General features: G+C 72.8%; 18 protein-coding genes and 1 pseudogene. 11 read left to right on the top strand and 8 right to left on the bottom strand.

The window, feature by feature from the left end:
• Positions 1-20 precede the first annotated feature (20 nt).
• On the bottom strand, positions 21-440 hold the full coding sequence (locus ACGFIE_RS08950) for a RidA family protein (RefSeq protein ID WP_393292621.1): 420 nt from the start codon (positions 438-440) through the stop codon (positions 21-23).
• Positions 437-1,267, bottom strand: coding sequence for an NAD(P)-dependent oxidoreductase (locus tag ACGFIE_RS08945; protein ID WP_393292619.1), 831 nt, complete (start codon positions 1,265-1,267; stop codon positions 437-439). The genes ACGFIE_RS08950 and ACGFIE_RS08945 overlap by 4 nt, the downstream gene beginning before the upstream one ends.
• A 79-nt stretch (positions 1,268-1,346) precedes the next feature.
• Between ACGFIE_RS08945 and ACGFIE_RS08940 the strand changes: the two genes are divergently transcribed.
• Positions 1,347-2,252, top strand: a complete 906-nt coding sequence (locus ACGFIE_RS08940; protein ID WP_393292617.1) for a LysR family transcriptional regulator — start codon at positions 1,347-1,349, stop codon at positions 2,250-2,252.
• Positions 2,253-2,374: 122 nt separating this feature from the next.
• Here the strand turns inward: ACGFIE_RS08940 and ACGFIE_RS08935 are convergent, their stop codons facing one another.
• Positions 2,375-2,770, bottom strand: a complete 396-nt coding sequence (locus tag ACGFIE_RS08935; RefSeq protein ID WP_393292614.1) for a cupin domain-containing protein — start codon at positions 2,768-2,770, stop codon at positions 2,375-2,377.
• A 53-nt stretch (positions 2,771-2,823) separates the two neighbouring features.
• On the opposite strand from ACGFIE_RS08935, the gene ACGFIE_RS08930 reads away from it, so the two are divergent.
• Both ACGFIE_RS08930 and ACGFIE_RS08925 read left to right on the top strand, forming a co-directional pair.
• Positions 2,824-3,897: a helix-turn-helix domain-containing protein gene (locus ACGFIE_RS08930; protein WP_393292612.1), complete on the top strand. Its 1,074-nt coding sequence runs from the start codon at positions 2,824-2,826 to the stop codon at positions 3,895-3,897.
• 120 nt (positions 3,898-4,017) lie between these two features.
• A pseudogene (locus tag ACGFIE_RS08925) lies at positions 4,018-4,335 on the top strand (Tn3 family transposase); the annotation flags it as partial.
• A 199-nt stretch (positions 4,336-4,534) separates the two neighbouring features.
• Here ACGFIE_RS08925 and ACGFIE_RS08920 read toward each other — a convergent pair.
• From ACGFIE_RS08920 to ACGFIE_RS08910, 3 genes are all read right to left on the bottom strand, one after another.
• A complete protein-coding gene (locus tag ACGFIE_RS08920) occupies positions 4,535-4,951 on the bottom strand; it encodes a hypothetical protein (protein WP_393292610.1) in 417 nt (138 codons plus the stop codon).
• Between the two features lie 134 nt (positions 4,952-5,085).
• Positions 5,086-5,547, bottom strand: coding sequence for an HNH endonuclease (locus ACGFIE_RS08915; RefSeq protein ID WP_363686036.1), 462 nt, complete (start codon positions 5,545-5,547; stop codon positions 5,086-5,088).
• A 9-nt stretch (positions 5,548-5,556) separates the two neighbouring features.
• On the bottom strand, positions 5,557-6,135 hold the full coding sequence (locus ACGFIE_RS08910) for an NTP transferase domain-containing protein (RefSeq protein ID WP_393292608.1): 579 nt from the start codon (positions 6,133-6,135) through the stop codon (positions 5,557-5,559).
• 158 nt (positions 6,136-6,293) lie between these two features.
• Here ACGFIE_RS08910 and ACGFIE_RS08905 point away from each other — a divergent pair, with 158 nt between their 5' ends.
• From ACGFIE_RS08905 to ACGFIE_RS08885, 5 genes are all read left to right on the top strand, one after another.
• Positions 6,294-8,168 (top strand): acyl-CoA dehydrogenase family protein, encoded by a 1,875-nt coding sequence (locus ACGFIE_RS08905; protein WP_393292606.1) that lies wholly within the window; start codon positions 6,294-6,296, stop codon positions 8,166-8,168.
• The gene (locus ACGFIE_RS08900; RefSeq protein ID WP_393292604.1) at positions 8,165-9,217 is read left to right on the top strand and encodes a phosphate acyltransferase PlsX; all 1,053 of its coding nucleotides are present in this window, start codon (positions 8,165-8,167) and stop codon (positions 9,215-9,217) included. The genes ACGFIE_RS08905 and ACGFIE_RS08900 overlap by 4 nt, the downstream gene beginning before the upstream one ends.
• A 77-nt stretch (positions 9,218-9,294) precedes the next feature.
• Positions 9,295-10,263, top strand: a complete 969-nt coding sequence (locus ACGFIE_RS08895; protein WP_393292603.1) for an ATP-binding cassette domain-containing protein — start codon at positions 9,295-9,297, stop codon at positions 10,261-10,263.
• Positions 10,260-11,033 carry an ABC transporter permease gene (locus tag ACGFIE_RS08890; RefSeq protein ID WP_363686026.1) on the top strand — a complete coding sequence of 258 codons (774 nt, stop codon included), beginning with the start codon at positions 10,260-10,262 and terminating at the stop codon, positions 11,031-11,033. Before ACGFIE_RS08895 ends, ACGFIE_RS08890 begins: the two co-directional genes overlap by 4 nt.
• Complete coding sequence (locus tag ACGFIE_RS08885) at positions 11,030-11,794, top strand: ABC transporter permease (RefSeq protein ID WP_393292602.1); 765 nt, start codon at positions 11,030-11,032, stop codon at positions 11,792-11,794. The genes ACGFIE_RS08890 and ACGFIE_RS08885 overlap by 4 nt, the downstream gene beginning before the upstream one ends.
• A gap of 67 nt (positions 11,795-11,861) precedes the next feature.
• Here the strand turns inward: ACGFIE_RS08885 and ACGFIE_RS08880 are convergent, their stop codons facing one another.
• The gene (locus ACGFIE_RS08880; RefSeq protein WP_393292600.1) at positions 11,862-12,701 is read right to left on the bottom strand and encodes an acyl-CoA thioesterase; all 840 of its coding nucleotides are present in this window, start codon (positions 12,699-12,701) and stop codon (positions 11,862-11,864) included.
• Positions 12,702-12,779: 78 nt separating this feature from the next.
• Between ACGFIE_RS08880 and ACGFIE_RS08875 the strand changes: the two genes are divergently transcribed.
• Positions 12,780-13,940 carry an acyl-CoA dehydrogenase family protein gene (locus ACGFIE_RS08875; protein ID WP_393292598.1) on the top strand — a complete coding sequence of 387 codons (1,161 nt, stop codon included), beginning with the start codon at positions 12,780-12,782 and terminating at the stop codon, positions 13,938-13,940.
• Positions 13,941-13,972: 32 nt separating this feature from the next.
• Positions 13,973-15,139 (top strand): acyl-CoA dehydrogenase family protein, encoded by a 1,167-nt coding sequence (locus ACGFIE_RS08870; RefSeq protein WP_393292596.1) that lies wholly within the window; start codon positions 13,973-13,975, stop codon positions 15,137-15,139.
• Between the two features lie 31 nt (positions 15,140-15,170).
• Here ACGFIE_RS08870 and ACGFIE_RS08865 read toward each other — a convergent pair whose 3' ends face one another.
• Positions 15,171-15,566, bottom strand: coding sequence for a VOC family protein (locus tag ACGFIE_RS08865; RefSeq protein ID WP_393292594.1), 396 nt, complete (start codon positions 15,564-15,566; stop codon positions 15,171-15,173).
• 79 nt (positions 15,567-15,645) lie between these two features.
• Between ACGFIE_RS08865 and ACGFIE_RS08860 the strand changes: the two genes are divergently transcribed.
• Complete coding sequence (locus ACGFIE_RS08860; protein ID WP_393292592.1) at positions 15,646-17,175, top strand: GMC family oxidoreductase; 1,530 nt, start codon at positions 15,646-15,648, stop codon at positions 17,173-17,175.
• Positions 17,176-17,177: the final 2 nt, after the last annotated feature.

Genomic DNA, 17,177 nt, shown 5'->3' with positions numbered 1-17,177 from the left:
GTGCGGCCCAAGCGTGGGTTCTACCGGGATCGGACCGCTGCGGTGACTTCCACCTCCAGTACCGCTCCGGGTAGGAACAGTCGGCTGACCTCTACGGTGGTGCTGGCCGGCGGGTTGGTGGCGGGCTGTGCGGGGAACAGGCCTCGGCGTACCGCGGCGTAGGCGGGCAGGTCCTGCAAGCTGGTCATGAAGGTGCGGATGTGCAGCACGTCGGCGAAGGTGGCGCCGTGCGCCGCCAGGAGCCCGTGGATGATCTCGAAGATGCGTTCTGCCTGGGCGGCCGCGTCGCCTGGTGCGACGACCTCGCCGGCGTCGTCCACGGCGACCTGCCCGGCGAGCATGAGCAGGGCGCCGCCGTCGAGGTCCAGGCGAGCGACGTGGGCGAACCGGTCACCGAACGGTGCGGCGACTGTCTCCGGGTTGTCCAGGTTCAGGTTCATCCGTTCTCCAGGTTGAGAAGCGACGCGATGTCCGCCGTGGGGTCGGCGGCGGAGTCGAGCAGGTGCAGTGCGGCGGCCGCGACGGGGGCGGTCTGCACCTCGCGCAGGGCGAACCGCGTGTCCTTGGCGGCCAGGGAGATCGCGAACGACGCACCAGTCGCGGTCGCCCGCTGGATCGCACCGCTCAGCGGCCCCGCCGCGAGGGCGTCGAGCGCGGTCGCCGCATCGACGCCTACCGCGTCGGCGACGGCGAGGGTGTCGTGCAGCGCGCCGAGCGCGGTGACAAGCGCCGTGTTGACCACGAGCTTCAAGGCCGCACCGGCGCCGACGGGGCCGCAGCGGCGGACCCTGCCGAGGTGGCGCAGCACGGGTTCAGCGAGATCCAGGGAGGCGGGTGAACCGGCGGCGAAGATGGTGAGGGTGCCCGCCTCCGCCGCGCCCACGCTGCCGCCGACGGGAGCGTCGAGCAACGACAGCGTCCGCGGCAGGCGGGCGGCGATGCCGCGTACCTCGTCAGGCCCGATCGTCGACATCTGTACGACCACGACCCCCGGGGACATGGCCGTCACCGCGGAGTCGGAGTCGCCGGGTCCGGTGCCGAACAGCGTGGCTTCGACCGCGGCGGCGTCGGTCAGCATCGTCATCACCAGGTCAGCCCCGGCCACGGCCTCGGCAGGCGTCTCCGCGATCTCGACGCCGAGCGCGGTCAGCGGTGTGGCGTGCGCCGGACTGCGATTCCAGACCGTGACTCGGTGACCGGTCGCCACCAGTCGCCGTGTGATTGCCGTACCCATGTGCCCTGTTCCCAGGATCGCGATGCTCGTCACGGCCACCACGGTAGAGATCGCTGAAACATGCGACCAACGAATGTCCGGCATGGGTGCCATGCAAAATTAAGATGTCAGGGTGGAGACCGTGCTGTTGGAGGTGTTCCGGACGGTCGCGCGTCACGGCTCGATCACGGCCGCCGCCCACCATCTGCAGTTCACCCAGTCGTCGGTCTCGCGGCAGATCGCGGCGTTGGAGGCGCAGTTCGGGGTCCAGGTGTTCGATCGGCTGCCGCGCGGCGTGGCACTGACCGAGGAAGGGCGCGTCCTGTTGCCGCACGCGGAGGCGATCCTGGATCGGCTCGCCGCCGCTCGGCGAGATCTCGACGATCTCCACCGCCTCGACAGCGGCCGGCTACGTGTCGGCGCGTTCCCGACCGCCGTCGCGGCACTCGTGCCCCGGGCGATGGCAGCGTTTCGCGCCGCGCATCCCGACGTGGCGCTGTCACTGATCGAGGGACTGACACCCGAGCTGCTGGAACGCCTCGCCGCCGGAGACGCCGACGTGGTGGTGGTCAGCTCGTCACCGACGGGACCGGCCGACACCGTCCATGTCGATTTGCATCATCTTCTCGACGAACAGCTGCTCGTGGCGGTGCCGCACGAGCACCGACTGGCCCGCCGACGCGTGGTGCGACTAGCTGACCTGGCCGACGACGCGTTCATCGTCGGCTCCGCGAACGCCGAAGACACCCTGCTGCGCGCCAGCCTGCCGAGCGGCTTCCAACCGCGGATCGACATCGTCGCCGCGGAGTGGATCGGCAAGCTCGGCTGCGTCGCGGCCGGGCTCGGCGTCGCGCTCGTGCCCGCCCTGGCCGTGCGTGGCACGCCGGCCGATATCGTCCTGCTGCGCCTGCATCCCGAGGACGAGTCGGTCCGGCGCATCTTCGCCGCCACCAGCACGGGACGGGCCAGGCCGCCCGCGGTGACCCGGTTCCTCGCTCACCTGGACGACGCCGCCCGCGGGTTCGCCCGAAGCCGTTGACCGGGCGCAGCGCAACAACGTACGTCGATTCACTTCGCTGCGGCGGGCCCCTCAACCCTGAATGGCGCGCGAGCCGGTAACGCCGTCGGGTTCGTGTCTGGCGCAGCCGAGCTCAGGTGGGATCACCGCAGGTCATGCCCGATCGTGGCGTCGACGTGATCGGGAACGGGGTCATGGTGGTCGCCGACGCTGAGGGTGCCGGTGCGTTCGAACATCAGGATCGCGGCGTCGCCTGCGGAGAAGGGCTTGTGGTCGGTGCCACGCGGTACGACGAACACCGACCCCTGCGGCAGCACCACTGTCCGTTCCTGCTCGTCCGCCGGGCGCAGGGCGATGCTCAACTGCCCGGAGAGGACGAGGAAGAACTCGTCGGTGTCGTCGTGGCGGTGCCACACGTGCTCGCCAGCGACCTTCGCGATGCGTACGTCATAGTCGTTGACCCGCGTCACGATGCGCGGGCTCCACAACGCCTCGAAGGTGGCCAGTGCCGTGGACAGCTCGACCGGTTCACTGATCATGGCTCTCATCGTGGCCGATACCGCCAGCCCAGCGTGAGTGCTAGAAATCGCGTATGCCGCAACAATCCTCGCAGCCCGGGGGCGGCCGGCACCGCGTGGTGATGCTCGTCGACGACGGGTCGAACCCGTTCGAGCTGGGCGTGGCCACCGAACTGTTCGGCCTGCGCCGCCCGGAGATCGACCGCCGCTGGTACGACTTCACGCTGTGCGCCGCCGCCCCGGACACCGTGTTGCACGCCGGGCTGTTCACCCTCACCGGAGTACCCGACCTGCACGCCGCCGAAGGCGCTGACACCCTCATCGTGCCGAACCGACCCGACCCGCACATCCCGCCCGCGCCCGCCGTCGTCGAGGTCGTGCGACGGGCTGCCGCCCGCGGTGCGCGGCTGGTCAGCTTCTGCACCGGCACGTTCACCCTCGCCGCCGCCGGCGTGCTCGACGGCCGCCCCGCCACCACCCACTGGCGCTGGAGCGAACTGTTCGCCGCCCGCCACCCCCGCGTGCTGCTGCGTCCCGACGTGCTGTTCGTCGACGACGGCGACGTCCTCACTGCCGCCGGCAGCGCCGCCGCCCTCGATCTCGGCCTCCACCTGATCCGTCGCGACCACGGCGCCGAGATCGCCAATACGGTCAGCCGTCGGCTGGTGTTCGCCGCGCACCGCGACGGCGGGCAACGTCAGTTCATCCCCCAGCCACTGCCGGCCGTACTCGACACGTCTCTGGGACCGCTGCTCGACTGGGCCCGAGGACGGCTGCACCAACCCCTGAGCGTGACGGACCTGGCCACCCACGCCGCCGTCAGCCCGGCCACCCTGCATCGCCGCTTCCACACCGAGCTGGGCACCACCCCGCTGGCCTGGCTGACCGGCGAACGCATCAACCTGGCCTGCCGCCTGCTCGAAGCAGGTGAACCTCGCCTGGACACCGTCGCCCGCGCCAGCGGCCTGGGCACCAGCGCCAACCTGCGCACCCAGATCCGCCGCCACACCGGACTGACCCCCAGCGCCTATCGCGGTCGCTTCGCCACCACCCCACCCCGCACCGGTGGCAACGTGCTGAGAGCCGACCTCGAGAGATCCCCTGCGCCAAGCCGAGGCGACCTGGACACCGCCGGGCCTGCCGCCTGAGGGCCTGGCGGGCCCAACGGGGGCGTGCGGGTGTGCTTCGGCCCGGCAACCTCCTCGAAGACCGTCGAAGGGATTAATGGATTACCAGTAACGATAATCAGTTAAACACCTACCACGAAAGGGGCATACCGTACACACATCATAATGACAGTTATTGTGCGTAAGAGTTCAGGCTGGTGTACTCGCGTCATCGGCAGCGTGAAGTACGGGCACGCCACCGCCGCCCTGGTGGTCGGGCAACTGTGCTCGTGCAAGCGGCAGCAGAACGCGCTGACCAGCGCGATCTAGGAGTACGGGGCGTTGCGCCGCACGGTGTACGCGGCCCGGTATCTGGCCGACGAGTCGTACCGCAGGGCGTCGCCCGCCAGGGTGGTCACCAACGCGATCGTCACCTGGACTACCGAGTACTACGGCTCCGCCGTCGCTGCGCTACGCCGGCCGGCTCATCGGCGACGACCTGCTCGCGCACGTCTGGCCCCGCCACCACGCCAACGTCAACGTCTACGGCACACACTCGGTCGACATCGATGGCGAGCTGGCCCAGCTCGACGCCGACGGCTACCGGCCGCTGCGCCTGCCCTCCGCGACCTTCTCTGTTCGGGCTTGACCTACCCGCGGGACTCAGCCGCCCTGTGTCTCATCGAGTGAAGCCGGCTTCCTGGTCCGCCGCGGCCACCTGGTCGTGGAAACGCCTGTGGACCCAACCACGCTCGCCGAGGATCGTCACCTGTGCCCACCGCTTCGAGACCGGGCCGAGCTGGGTGTGACGGGGCAACGTTCCCAGAAGTCGCTGCGGCTTGCCCCCACCCGAGAGCTTGGCACTCTCCAGCACATAGATGGCGTCCTCAGCGACCGCCACACACCGGTACTTGACCCAGAAGATCGAAAGGCCGGTGATATAGACAATGATGAAAAAAAGAAAGTGGGGCGCGGTCTGGTAGATGAACGCCTGGCGGATCGCGCTGCCCGGGGGCAGGAAAGGTGCTGACCGCTGTACCAGCCCATCCCGCGGCTCCGGGCTTGTCCGGGGGACTCGAATGGGTCTCCTCGTCACCTGCAAGTTCGTACCACCTACACGTCGCGCCCCGCAGCCCGGAACCTCCTCGATCCGTGGGGCGTGCTGCGCTTCCGGTCCGCCGCGTTGCTGAGCGGCCGCGGACGTCCTGTCGTGCACGTGTGGCGTCGGCGTCAGGCCGGGACGTACGCCGAACGGGCCTGCGCCACCTCGGCGGCCTGGCGCTCGCGCCACCGGCGCTGGCTGTCCCGGTTGCAGGCGCGACACGTCCGGCGATAACGGCCCGTCGACTCGTCGATCTCGCGGTCGTGCCCGTTGCGGCAGGTCGACCCCTGCGTCCGGGAGCGGCAGTTCTCGGCGTGGCTGACCTGTCGTAGGTGGGTGGGCTCCACGCAGTCCTTCGCCGGGCAGAGGTGGTCGACCTCCAGGTCGGGGTCGTACCCGCCGACGAAGACGGCATACGCCACGATGTGCGCCCACGCCCTGCCCGCGACCTTCTGGTAGGTGCCGCGACGGGTGCCGTAGCCACGGATGATCAGGCAGCCGTCGTCCCGCCGGACCGAACGACGCAGGAGATAGTCGCGCAGGCTGTCCTCTGTGAAGTGTCGGGACAGCCCGGTGACCCTGCTCAGCACGACGTCACCCTAGCCCGGCAGGCGGGCCGCCTGTTCGGGAAGGTCGACGTCCGTGTCGTCGGCGACGTCGGCGCAGGGGACCAGCCGGACGGCATCGCCCTGGGCCCGCAGGTAGTCGCGTGCGCCCCGGTCTCCGACCGCCGCCTCGCTCACGCCGGCCCAGTGGTCCCGGCCGAGCAGCACCGGGTGTCCACGTCGGCCGTCCGCGTACGTGGCCACGGCGAGGGCGTCGGCGGTGGCGTCGCGGGCGACCCGGCGTACCGCAGCGGGGGTGAGGCCGGGCATGTCGACAAGGGTGACCACGGCGGCCACGGCCGCACCGGACGTCAGGGCGGCCAGGCCGGCCCGCAGGGAGGAGCCCATCCCCGTCGCCCAGTCGTCGTTGACCACCACGTCGGACAACCGCGTACGGTCGCGGACCTCGTCGGCCTGGGCGCCGAGCACCACCACGACCGGCTGGCAGCCGGCAGCCGTGAGGATCCCCGCCGCGTGCTCCACCAGCAGTTGTCCCCGGTAGGGCAGGAGCGCCTTCGGCCTGCCGAGCCGGCGGCCGGCGCCGGCCGCGAGCAGCAGTCCGGCCGTCACCATGGGCCGAGCCTAACCGGTCGCGCTTTCGGTTCCGGGCTTCTCGGCGCAGGCCGGGCGCTTCCGGGCGCCGATCGGACGTGCTTCGGGGGTGAACCGGCCGGCCGCGACCGCTAACATGCATCTCGTATCTGCTGTCACGTATTCACGGTGAGGTGCGGATGACACCGGACGAGACGTCGGCGTGGCAACGACTCTGCCCCCGGCCGATGGCCCAGGTCGACCCGCTGCCGGCCATCGCCCGGCACCTGCAGCGCCCCGACACCGCGCGCCGGCTCGCGGCCGCCGACGCGGACCGCACCCCACCGGACGACGTCCTGGCCGACCTGCGCGAGCTCGGCGTGGCCGCCGTGTACGACCCGGACAGCGCCACCGCCGTGCACGTCAACGCTCTCAACGCGGTGGCCGCACGGCACAGTGGCAGCCTCGCCATCACCCTCGGCGTCAACGCGCTGGCCCTGCTGCCGCTGTGCATCACCGGCACCCCCGAACAGCGCGAGCGGGCCGGCGCGGTGCTGCGCGGCGGAGGCGCGGCCGCCATGCTGCTCACCGAGCTGGAACACGGCAGCAACCTGGCCCGCACCGACACCCGCGTCGACCCCGACGGTGACGGTTACCGGCTGACCGGGGAGAAGCAACTGATCAACGGCGGCAGCCGGCACGACCTGCTGGTCACCCTGGCCCGACTCGGCGACACCGACCGCTTCGGCCTGTTCCTCGCCGAACGGGACGACACGGTGACCGCCCTGCCCCGGTGGCGGACGCTGCCCGCCACCGCCGCCGACATCTCCGGCGTACGGTTCGCCGGCACGCCGGCCCAGCCGATCGGGGCACCCGGTGACGGGCTCACCATCCTGCAGCTGACCCTGGCGCTGTCGCGGGGTGGCATCGGCTCGCTCGCCTCCGGCGCCGCCAGCGGCGCGCTGGCCCAGGCCGTGCGGTACGCCCGCGAGCGCGACGTCTACGGCCAGCCGATCGTCCATCTCGGTGCGATAGCCGAACACCTCGCGCGGGCGGCGGCTCTCGACGTGCTGGTCGCGGCGACCGCGGTGAAGGCCACCTTCCTCATCAACGCGCTCGGGCCGGCCGCCGCGTACACCGCCGCCGTGGCCAAGTACGCCTGCTGCGAGCTGGCCGAGCAGGCCGTCAGCGAGGGCCGCGCGGTGCTGGGATCCCGGGCACTGGTCGAGGAGTTCGGCTACGCCGCGCGAGTCCGCGACGTGCTGCTCTACGGCGTGTTCGACGGCACCCGACACATCCTGCTCGACCAGTTGCAGTGGCGGTTGGAACGCTTCGCCGCAGGGGCCGACCGCTCCGGCGACGGCTATCCGATGCTGGCCGAGGCGTACTCCCGCCCACCGCAACCGCTGGCGCGCATCGCCCGGCTGCGGCTGCGGCCCTACGCCCCGACCCCGGCGGCCCGCGCCGCGACGCTCGCCTCCCGCACGGACCGCCCGGCGGTGGTCGCGCTCGGCACGCTCCTGACCCGCCTCGTCGACCTGGTCGCCGCTGCCCGCCGCTGCGGTCGATGGGCCGCCGACCAGGCCTGGCGGTTCGCCGCGGCCGCCGTCCTCGCCGAGGCCGAGGCGCTGCTCGCCGCCGTCGAGCTGATCGATCCCGGCTGCCGTGCCGTCGCCGGTCTGCCCGGACGGGCGAGCGCAGAGGACGAGGCGGCGCTCGGCTACGCGCTGGGCTGGCGCGGCGCCGAGCTCGCCAACCGGGTCGAGATGCTCGCCGCCGACCTGCGCGCCGACGGCGGGCCCGCCCCGACGCCGGACCGGCCCGGCCCCGATGACCTGGTCGCCGCCTTCGCGGGCGAGCTGGCACCGGCCCGCGCCGCACTACGCCACTGGCTGACGACACCACCGAGCGACGGTCCGAGCCGCGACGGTCCGGACCGAGACAGCTCGGACCGCGACGGCTCGGACCGCGACCGGCCGGGCCGCGAAGGGCTGGACAGCGACGGTGTGGTCACGGACGCCACCACCCGGCCATCCGCGGCGGGGGACCGGCTCGGCGCGGGGATGCGGCGATGACGCGTCGGGGTGAGTCACCCGATCGGCGGCTGCGGGTGGCTGTCGACGTCGCCGGCGCGGACCTCGGGCCGGAACCCGTCGTCGCCGGTGCGCTGGCCGCCGCCGCCACTGTGGACATCGCGCTTGTCGGCCCGCAGGCACTCATCCGACCGCTGCTGCCCGGCGGCGTCGCGCCGACGGGCGTACGGCTGGTGCACGCCCCGGACGTGGTCGGGATGGGCGAGGATCCGGTGGCCGCGACGTACGCCAAGCGGCGTTCCTCGCTCCTGGTCGCCGCCGGGGAGGTGGCGGCCGGCCGGGCCGATGCCATGGTGACACCGGGCAACACCGGCGCGGCGGTGCTCGCGGCAGCCGTCCGGCTGGGTCGGGTGCCGGGGGTGAGCAACCCGGCCCTGGCCACGGTGCTGCCGGTGCCCGGAGCCGGCCCGACCGTGCTGCTGGACATCGGCGCGACGGCGGCTGCCGTACCGGAGTGGCTTGTCGAGTTCGCGGTGCTGGGGGCGGAGTACGCGCGCGGGCGGCTGGGGCTGCTCCGACCGCGGATCGGCCTGCTGTCCAACGGGCACGAGGCGGTCAAGGGCGGGCCGGTACGCCGGGACGCGCACCTCCTGCTGGCCACGATGCCCGGCTACGCCGGTCAGATCGAGGCGTACGACGTGCTCGGAGGCGGGATCGACGTGGCGGTGACCGACGGGTTCACCGGTGACGTGGCGTTGAAGATGTACGAGCGGACGTTGGACGCCACAGTCGGCCTGGCGCTGGACGCGGTGCGTGAGTTCTCGCCCGTCGGCGCGTTGGCGCGGGAGCGGCGGCGGCGGGTGACGCGGGCGGTGCGCGACGGGCTCGCGGCCGAGCCGGGGGGAGCGCTGCTCGGGGTACGCGGGGTGTGCGTGATCTGCCACGGTACGGCCACGGCGGCCGACATCGAGGCGGGCGTGCGGATCGCCGGGGAGTGCGTCGGATCGGGTGTGGTCGGCCGGATCGCCGCTGCCTTCGCGGCGTCGTCGCGGCAGCGAGCGCGTAGCCGGCGCAGCCCTGTCGAAGGGTGAGATATCCGTTCTCGTATCTGGCTTTACCAAGACAAGCGTTGATATGGTTCCGGGATTCCTGGCATGAGGGTGGTGCGATGTCACAAGAGTTGATCCAGGTCAGCGACCTGCGCCGGTCGTTCGGCGCGACGGCGGCGGTCGACGGGGTGAGCTTCGAGGTGGCCGCCGGTGAGGTGGTCGGCCTGCTCGGACCCAATGGCGCGGGCAAGACCACCACTATCCACTGTCTCACCACGCTGCTGAAGCCCGATTCCGGCACCGCCCGCGTCGCCGGCTTCGACGTCGTCGCGCAGGGCGCCGAGGTGCGCCGCAGCATCGCGGTCACCGGGCAGTTCGCGGCCCTCGACGAGTTGCTGACCGGCCGGGAGAACCTGGTGCTGTTCGGTCGGCTGCTCGGGCTGGGTCGGCAGCCGGCCACCGCCCGCGCGGACGAGCTGATCGACCGCTTCGACCTGGGTGAGGTGGCGGGCAAGGCGGTACGCACGTACTCCGGTGGGTTGCGCCGCCGCCTCGACCTGGCCGCGAGCCTGGTGGTCGACAGGCCCGTGCTGATCCTCGACGAGCCGACCACCGGCCTGGATCCGCGCAGCCGGCGGGCCCTGTGGGAGGTCGTCCGGGAGTTGCGCGACGGCGGCACGGCCGTGCTGCTCACCACGCAGTATCTGGAAGAAGCCGACCAGTTGGCCGGGCGGGTGCTGCTCATCGACCACGGCCGGGTCGCCGCCGAGGGCACCCCGGACGAGCTCAAGCGTCAGCTCGGTGGCGCGGTCTGCGAGGTGCGCATCGAGGACCCGCGGGCGCGGGCGGTCGCCGCGGAGCAACTCGGCGCGGTGTTCGAGGGGCTGACCGAGGACGAGGACGTGCTGCGGCTGGCCGCCGGCTCCGGCACGCTTACCGAGGTGGTGCGGCGGTTGGAGTCGGCGGGTGTGGAGGCCGACGACGTCACCGTGCGGCGGCCCACCCTGGACGAGGTGTTCCTCTCCCTGACCGGGTCCGTCGACGCCGAGAAGGCTGTCGACGTGGACGCGGCGGGGGCCGGCCGGTGAGCACCACGACGGCGGTGGCGGCCAGCGGGCTGCGGCAGTTCGCGGTCCTGGCCGCCCGCAATCTGCGGCAGGCGCGCGCGGGCCGCTCGGTCGGCCTGACAGTCGTCTTCCCGCTGACGTTCTTCGCGGGCTTCATGGTGGTCTTCCAGCGGCTGATGTCCGACTACGGGATCGCCTACGAGCAGTTCCTCCCGCCCGCGATCGTCGTGCAGACCACCGCCCTCGTCGCCATGTCGGCCTGCTACATGATCGCCGGCGACGCCCGCAGCGGCCTGATCTCCCGGTACCGGACGTTGCCGATGAGCGCGGTCGTGGTGCCGCTGGCCCGGCTCGTGGTGGACGCGGCCCGCGCCGCCGTCGCGGTGGCGGTGATCCTCATCGCCGCGGTGCTCGTCGGTTTCCGGTTCACCGCCGGGGCGGCAGGCGCCGCGGGCTTCGTCGTGCTGGCGGTTGGCTTCGCGGTGGTGCTCGCGGCCGGCTGCGCGGCTCTGGGGCTGGGCGCCCGCGACCCCGAGCAGGTGTACTCGGCGCTGACCCTGCCGTACCTGGTGCTCACCACGGTCTCCACCGCCTTCGTGCCCGTCGACGCGTTTCCGGGCTGGCTGCAACCGGTGGTCGAGGTGTCGCCGTTCTCCGCCCAGGTCGACGCGTTGCGGGCGCTGTCCACCGAGGGCGCCGACGAGAGGGTGTGGCCGGCCCTCGTCTGGCTGGTGGTCCTGGGGCTGCTGTTCGGGTTGGCCGCGGCACGTTCGTTTCGGAGGAGCCGATGAGTACCGTCACGCAGGCCTCGCTGTTCGCCGGGCGTAACCTTCGCCGGTTCTTCCGGGCGCCGCCCGCGTTGATCTACGCGTTCGCGTTCCCGGTGCTGCTCCTGCTCACCCAGTACGCGGTGTTCGGTCGGATCGTCGGCGACGGCGATCGCCAGCACTACCTGGAGCGGTTGGCCCCGCTCGTGGTGCTGTCCACCGCCGCGTTCGGGTCGCCGTCGAGCGCCGTCGGTTTCCTGCGCGACCTGCGCGGTGGGCTTGTCGACCGGCTGCGCACCATGCCGGTGGCGCCGGGGGCGCTGCTGGCCGGTCGGGTCGCCGGTGACGTGCTGCGCATCGTCGCGATCGGAGCCCTCACCACCGGCGTGGCCATGCTGCTGGGTTTCCGGTTCCGGGAGGGGCCCCTTGCCGTCGTCGGTTTCTTCGCGGTGATCGCGCTGTTCGGCCTGCTGTGGGCGGCGATCGCGTTGTGGCGGGGCTCCGGTCCCGGTGACGAGGAGTCGCTGCCGCCGTCTCTGACCGGCCCGGCGACCCTGCTGTTCATCTTCTCCTCGGGGTTCGTGCCGGTGTCGGCGTTCCCCTCGGTGGTGCAGCCGGTGGTGCGGGCCAACCCGTTCTCGGTCGCCACCGAGGCGCTCGTCGGCCTGTCCAGCGGCGGGCCGGTGCTGTGGCCGGTGCTGCAGACCCTCGCGTGGGTGCTCGGATTGGGCACGGTCTGCCTGCTGGTGGCGGTGCGGCGGTTCGGCCGCCGCGCGGACCGCTGAAGAACCGCGCGGATCGCTGAGGGGCCGCGCGGGTCGTTGACGGGCCGCGCGGCCCCTCACGGGCCGGTCAGACCGGGCTGGCCATCCGGTACAGCATCTGCTGCCCGCCGGTGGCCAGCAACAGCCCGCTGTCGGACCAGACGCGGGCGCGGGCGCCGAGCACCCCACCGGTGGCGGCGGCCGCCTCGCCCTCCACCAGCAGCCAGCCGGTGCCGTCGTCGCCGCCCTGGAAACCCACGTACAGATCCATGCTCGGCGCCATGAACGTGGTCCGCTCGAACGCCTGCACCACCGCCGGGAACTGCACCACGTCGACGGCGAAGACCAGTCGGGCCGCCGCCAGCCACGGGTCCGCGCCGGCGGGCAGCTCCTCGTGCAGCCGCAGCCAGCCCCGGATGGTCGGCACGCCGTCGCGTTGCGGCTGCCAGCCGCCCGCCGGCCAGCCGGCCAGCCGTACCTCGTAGCACCGTTCCCAGATCGGCAGCACCGGCAGGCCGTCGCGGCGCATCAACTCGACAAGGGTGGGCAGCTCGTCGGGCTTGGGCAGGTCCGGTGGTGGCATCCAGCGCCGCTCGGGGCCGAGCAGGCCGGCGGCGATGGTCCAGACGTGCGCGGTGAGCAGGATCCGGCCGCGCTGGCGCAGGGTGACGTGCAGGGCGGCGGCACGGCGGGTGCCGTGCACCCGGGCGACCTCGACGTCGACGTCGCCGTAGCGCGGCGGCGCGAGGAACTGGCAGCTCAGGCTCACCGGCAACATGCCACCGGCCTCCTCGCCCGCCGCGCGCAGCGCGATCGCGGCCAGGTAACCGCCGTTGGGCCCCCACACCGACCAGTCCTCGCAGAGGTGGGCCCGGTACTGGCCGGACGCGGTCTGTCGTACCGCGGCGTCGTCCGCGAGACTGGCCATCGAGGACCCCTTCCGGCGTTGGGACGCGTGAAAACAAGATACTGCAGATCAAAAGCAGATACGAGTACGATGCGGCGCATGGATCTGCGTGACAGCGCCGAGGAGGCCGAGTTCCGGGCGGGCCTGCGTGCCTGGTTGGCGGGCGCGGTGCCGGTGGCCACCGGCCCGGACGGAGCGCCGCCGCAGGGCCGGTGGGGCGACATCGAGGCGGTGCGGTCGTACACCCGCGCGCTGCACGACGCCGGGTACGCGGGCCTGACCTGGCCGGCCGAGCACGGCGGACGCGGGTTGTCCCCGGCGTGCCAGGCGATCTACCTGGAGGAGACGGCCCGGGCCGAGGCCACCGAGCACATCGGAGTCATCGGCCTGGGCATGGTCGGGCCGACCATCATCGCCTGCGGGTCGCCCGAGCAGCGCGCCTGGTACCTGCCCCGCATTCTCACCGGGGAGATCATCTTCTGTCAGGGTTTCTCCGAGCCGGAGGCCGGCAGCGACCTGTCCGCCGTGCGGACCGTCGCGCGCCGCGACGGCGACGAGCTGGTGGTGACCGGGCGCAAGGTGTGGTCGTCGTACGCCCACCTCGCCGACCACTGCCTGCTCCTGGCGCGCACCGACCCCGAACAGCGCCGCCACCGAGGGCTGTCCTGCCTGCTGGTGGACCTGCGCTCGGCCGGCGTCACGGTCCGACCGATCCGTCAGCTGACCGGCGAGGCCGAGTTCGCCGAGATCGAGTTCGACGAGGTGCGGGTGCCGCTCGACGCGGTGGTCGGCGCCCTCGACGACGGGTGGCGGGTCGCGATGACCACCCTCGCCCACGAGCGCGGCACCTTCGGGTTCACCCTGACCGCCCGGCTGGACGTGGCGTTCCGCCGCCTCGTCGCGACAGCGAAGGCCCGGGGCCGGGACACCGACCCTCTGGTACGCGACCAGATCGCCGCCCGCTACGTCGAGTTGGAGGGTCTGCGCTGGACCAACCGGCGGGGGCTGGCCGCGTTGGCGCGTACCGGGGTGCCCGGTCCGGAGACGTCGGTGATCAAACTGCGCTGGTCGGAGGCGCACCAGCGGCTCACCACCCTCGCGGTGCACCTGCTCGGCGGCGACGCCGAACCCGACGGGTGGGACCGCTACTGGCGACACCAGATGCTGCGCAGCCGGGCCAACACCATCGAGGGCGGCACCTCCGAGGTGCTGCGCAACCTGGTCGCCGAGCGCGTACTGGGCCTGCCCCGGTCGTACTGACCGCCGACTCGCCCACGACGAGGGGAGATCCGATGGACTTCGCACTGACAGGTGAGCAGGAGGCGCTGCGGGACACCGCGGCGAAGTACCTCGCCGACGACAGGCCCACCGCCGACGGGCGGGTTGCCTGGGCCGAGATCGCCGACCTGGGCTGGCTCGACGCCGAGCTGGGCACCGTCGAGCTGGCGCTGCTCGCCGAACAGTTCGGCTGGGCGCGTGGCCAGTCACCCTGGTGGGCCACAGTGGGCCTGGCCGGCCCGGCGCTGCGGGCGGCCGGCCGGCCGGTCTCCGCCCCCGCCACCCTGGCCTGGGCGTGGGAGAACGGCCCCGGCACCCTCGCCGAGGCGGTGGCCGCCGCCCGCCGACCGACGGGCACCGACCCCGCCGCGACGGCAGCCCGCTCGACGGGCACCGACCCCGCCGCGACGGCCGCCCGTCCGTCAGTGGGCACCGTCGCCCGCGCCGGGACGTCGTCGACGGACAACCCGGGTGTCGGCTGCGCCGTCGCCGGCGACGGGACGCTTACCGGGCGCGCGATCCGTGTGCCGCACGCGGTCGACGCGGTGGACCTGGTCGTGGCCGTGACCGGGGCGTACGGAGTGGAGCTGCGCCTGGTCGACGCGTCCGCCGTGCGGGTGACACCGGCCGGTGCCGGCGGACAGGCGCTCGACCCGAGCCGCCCCGTCTCGACAGTGGAGCTGACCGGCGTACCCTCGACGCTCCTCGTGGCCGCGGACGCCGCCGCCGACGTGCTCGCGCTCACCCGGCGGCGGGCCCTGGCGCTGCTCGCCGCCGAGGCCGTCGGCGTGGCGGCGAGGGCCCTCGTCTGGGCCGGCGCATACGCCGCCACCCGCACCCAGTTCGGCGCGCCGATCGGCGCCAACCAGGCGGTCGCACACCCCCTCGCCGAGTGCTACGGACAGGTCGAGACGGCCCGCTCGCTTGCCTACCGGGCGGCGTGGACGGTCGACGAGGAGACGGGCCGGGTCGCCGACCAGGCGGTGCTCACGGCCAACGTGGCCGCCCGGGAGGCCGCGCTCAACGCCTGCGAGGTCGCCATCCAGACCTACGGGGGCAGCGGCTTCACCTGGGAGCAGCCGCTGCACCACTGGTACCGCAGGGCGTGGTGGCTGGCGACCTTCGACGGCACGGTCGCCGACGCGCGGGCCGAGCTGGCCGGGCTGTTGCTGGACGGCTGACCCGCCGCCCTGGCGGCTCAACCGTCGGCGGTCAGGACGAGCCGGGGCGGTAGGAGCCGAAGCTCCACAGGTTGCCCTCGGCGTCGCGGACCGAGTAGCCCTGGCCGCCGTAGTCCTCGTCGCGCAGCTTCTGCACGACCTCGGCGCCCGCCGCGATGACCCGTTCGTAGTGCGCCGCCACGTCGTCGAGCACCACATAGGTCGACGCGGGCCCGCTGTCCAGAACGAGCCGGCCGTCGCTGCCGTCCGTCTGGGAGGCGAGCATGACCATGCCGTTTCCCCAGGTCAGCTGCGCGTGACTGATGGAGTCGTCCGGGCCGGGGACGACCAGCTCGGCGCGAAAACCGACGACGTCGACAAGCCACCCGATGGCGGCCGGCGCGTCGCGGTAGCGCAGGGTGGGGATGACTTCCGGGCCTCTGCTCATACACGAGAGTCTAATGAAGAATCGCGGATAGCACATGTGATGCGTCCTGGCATGTCGCGTATTCGGCTACGCTGAGCCCATGCTTCGCTACGATTTCGTGGTCGTCGGCGCGGGCGCGGCCGGCGCGGTGCTCGCGGCCCGCCTGAGCGAGGAGCCGGGCCGTTCCGTGTTGCTGCTGGAGGCCGGCCCGGACCTCGTCGGGGCCGCGGTGCCCGAGGCGTTGCGGACGGGCTCGGTGGAGGCCGAGGACGGCTTCGACTGGGATCTGCGGGCGACAGTCGTCGACGGTCGGGATGCGCCGCTGCGACGCGGCCGGGTGGTCGGCGGCTCGACGCAGATCAACGACCGCGGCGCGATGCGGGCCCCGGCAGCCGACTTCGTCTCGTGGGGCGCGCGCGGCCTGCCCGAGTGGGACTGGCCGGCGGTGCTCCCGGCGTTTCGCCGGTTGGAGGCCGACCAGCAGTTCGGCGACCGTGACCACCACGGCGCCGACGGGCCCGTCCCGATCACCAGGTGGCCGCGCGGTGAGCTGACGCCGGCGATGGACGGCTTCCTGCAGGCCACGCTCGGCCTGGGCCACGACTACCAGGAGGACATGAACGCCCCCGACGCCGTCGGCATCGGGATGTATCCGCAGAACCGGCGCGACCGGCTGCGGATGTCCACAGCCCTCACCCACCTCGATCCGGCCCGGTCGCGGTCCAATCTGGTCGTCCGCGGCGACGCCGAGGTCGAGCGCGTGCTGCTCGACGGCGGGCGGGCGGTGGGTGTGCAGGTCGCGGGGGAGCGGATCGACGCCGGCGAGGTGATCCTCTGCGCCGGCTCGCCGTACAGCCCGGCTCTGCTGCTGCGCTCGGGGATCGGCCCCGCCGACGAGCTGCGCGCGGCCGGCGTCACGCCGCTCGTCGACCTGCCCGGTGTGGGCGCGGACGTGATCGACCAGCCCGGCGCGATCATCCTGGTCGTGCCCGAGCCGGAGACGATCGGCGGCGACTGGCCGCGTACGCAGCTCATCGCGCGGCTCGCCGGCATCCCGGGTCACGAGGTCGACCACGCGTTCTACCTGAGCCTGTTCACAGGCATGAGCACGTCGCGGGGCCCCGGCGCGGGACTGGACCGGATCATCGGCGTCGACCAGGTCAACACCGTGATGATCGGCGACATGGCGATGGCCTCGCGCGGACGGATCTCGGTACGGGACGCCGACGGGGCGAGCGCACCCGTGGTCGACCTCGGGTTCTACACCGCCGAGGGTGACCTCGCCCGGATGCGCGACGCGTACCGGCACGCGTGGGAGATCGCCAACCAGGCCGCGTTCACCAAGACGGTCTCCCGGTTCGCGCTCGTCGACGACGCGGTCATGGGCGACGACGAGCAGCTCGACCACCTGTTGCGCGCCACCACGTACAGCCGGTTGAACCTGGTCGGCGGCGCGCGGATGGGCGCGACCGGCGACCCGGGCGCGGTCGTCGACGGGCGGTGCCGGGTGCGCGGGGTGGCCAACCTGCGGGTCGTCGACGCCAGCATCGTGCCGGTGCCGCTGCGCGCGCCGGCCGCGTTGACCAGCATCATGATCGGCGAACGCGGGGCCGAGCTGGTCGCGGGCTAGCG

This window comes from Micromonospora sp. NPDC049275 (assembly GCF_043197115.1).
In the GTDB taxonomy this organism is placed as follows: domain Bacteria; phylum Actinomycetota; class Actinomycetes; order Mycobacteriales; family Micromonosporaceae; genus Micromonospora.
The sequence above is the reverse complement of the archived record's forward strand: the minus strand, read 5'-3'. Positions and strand labels throughout refer to the sequence as shown.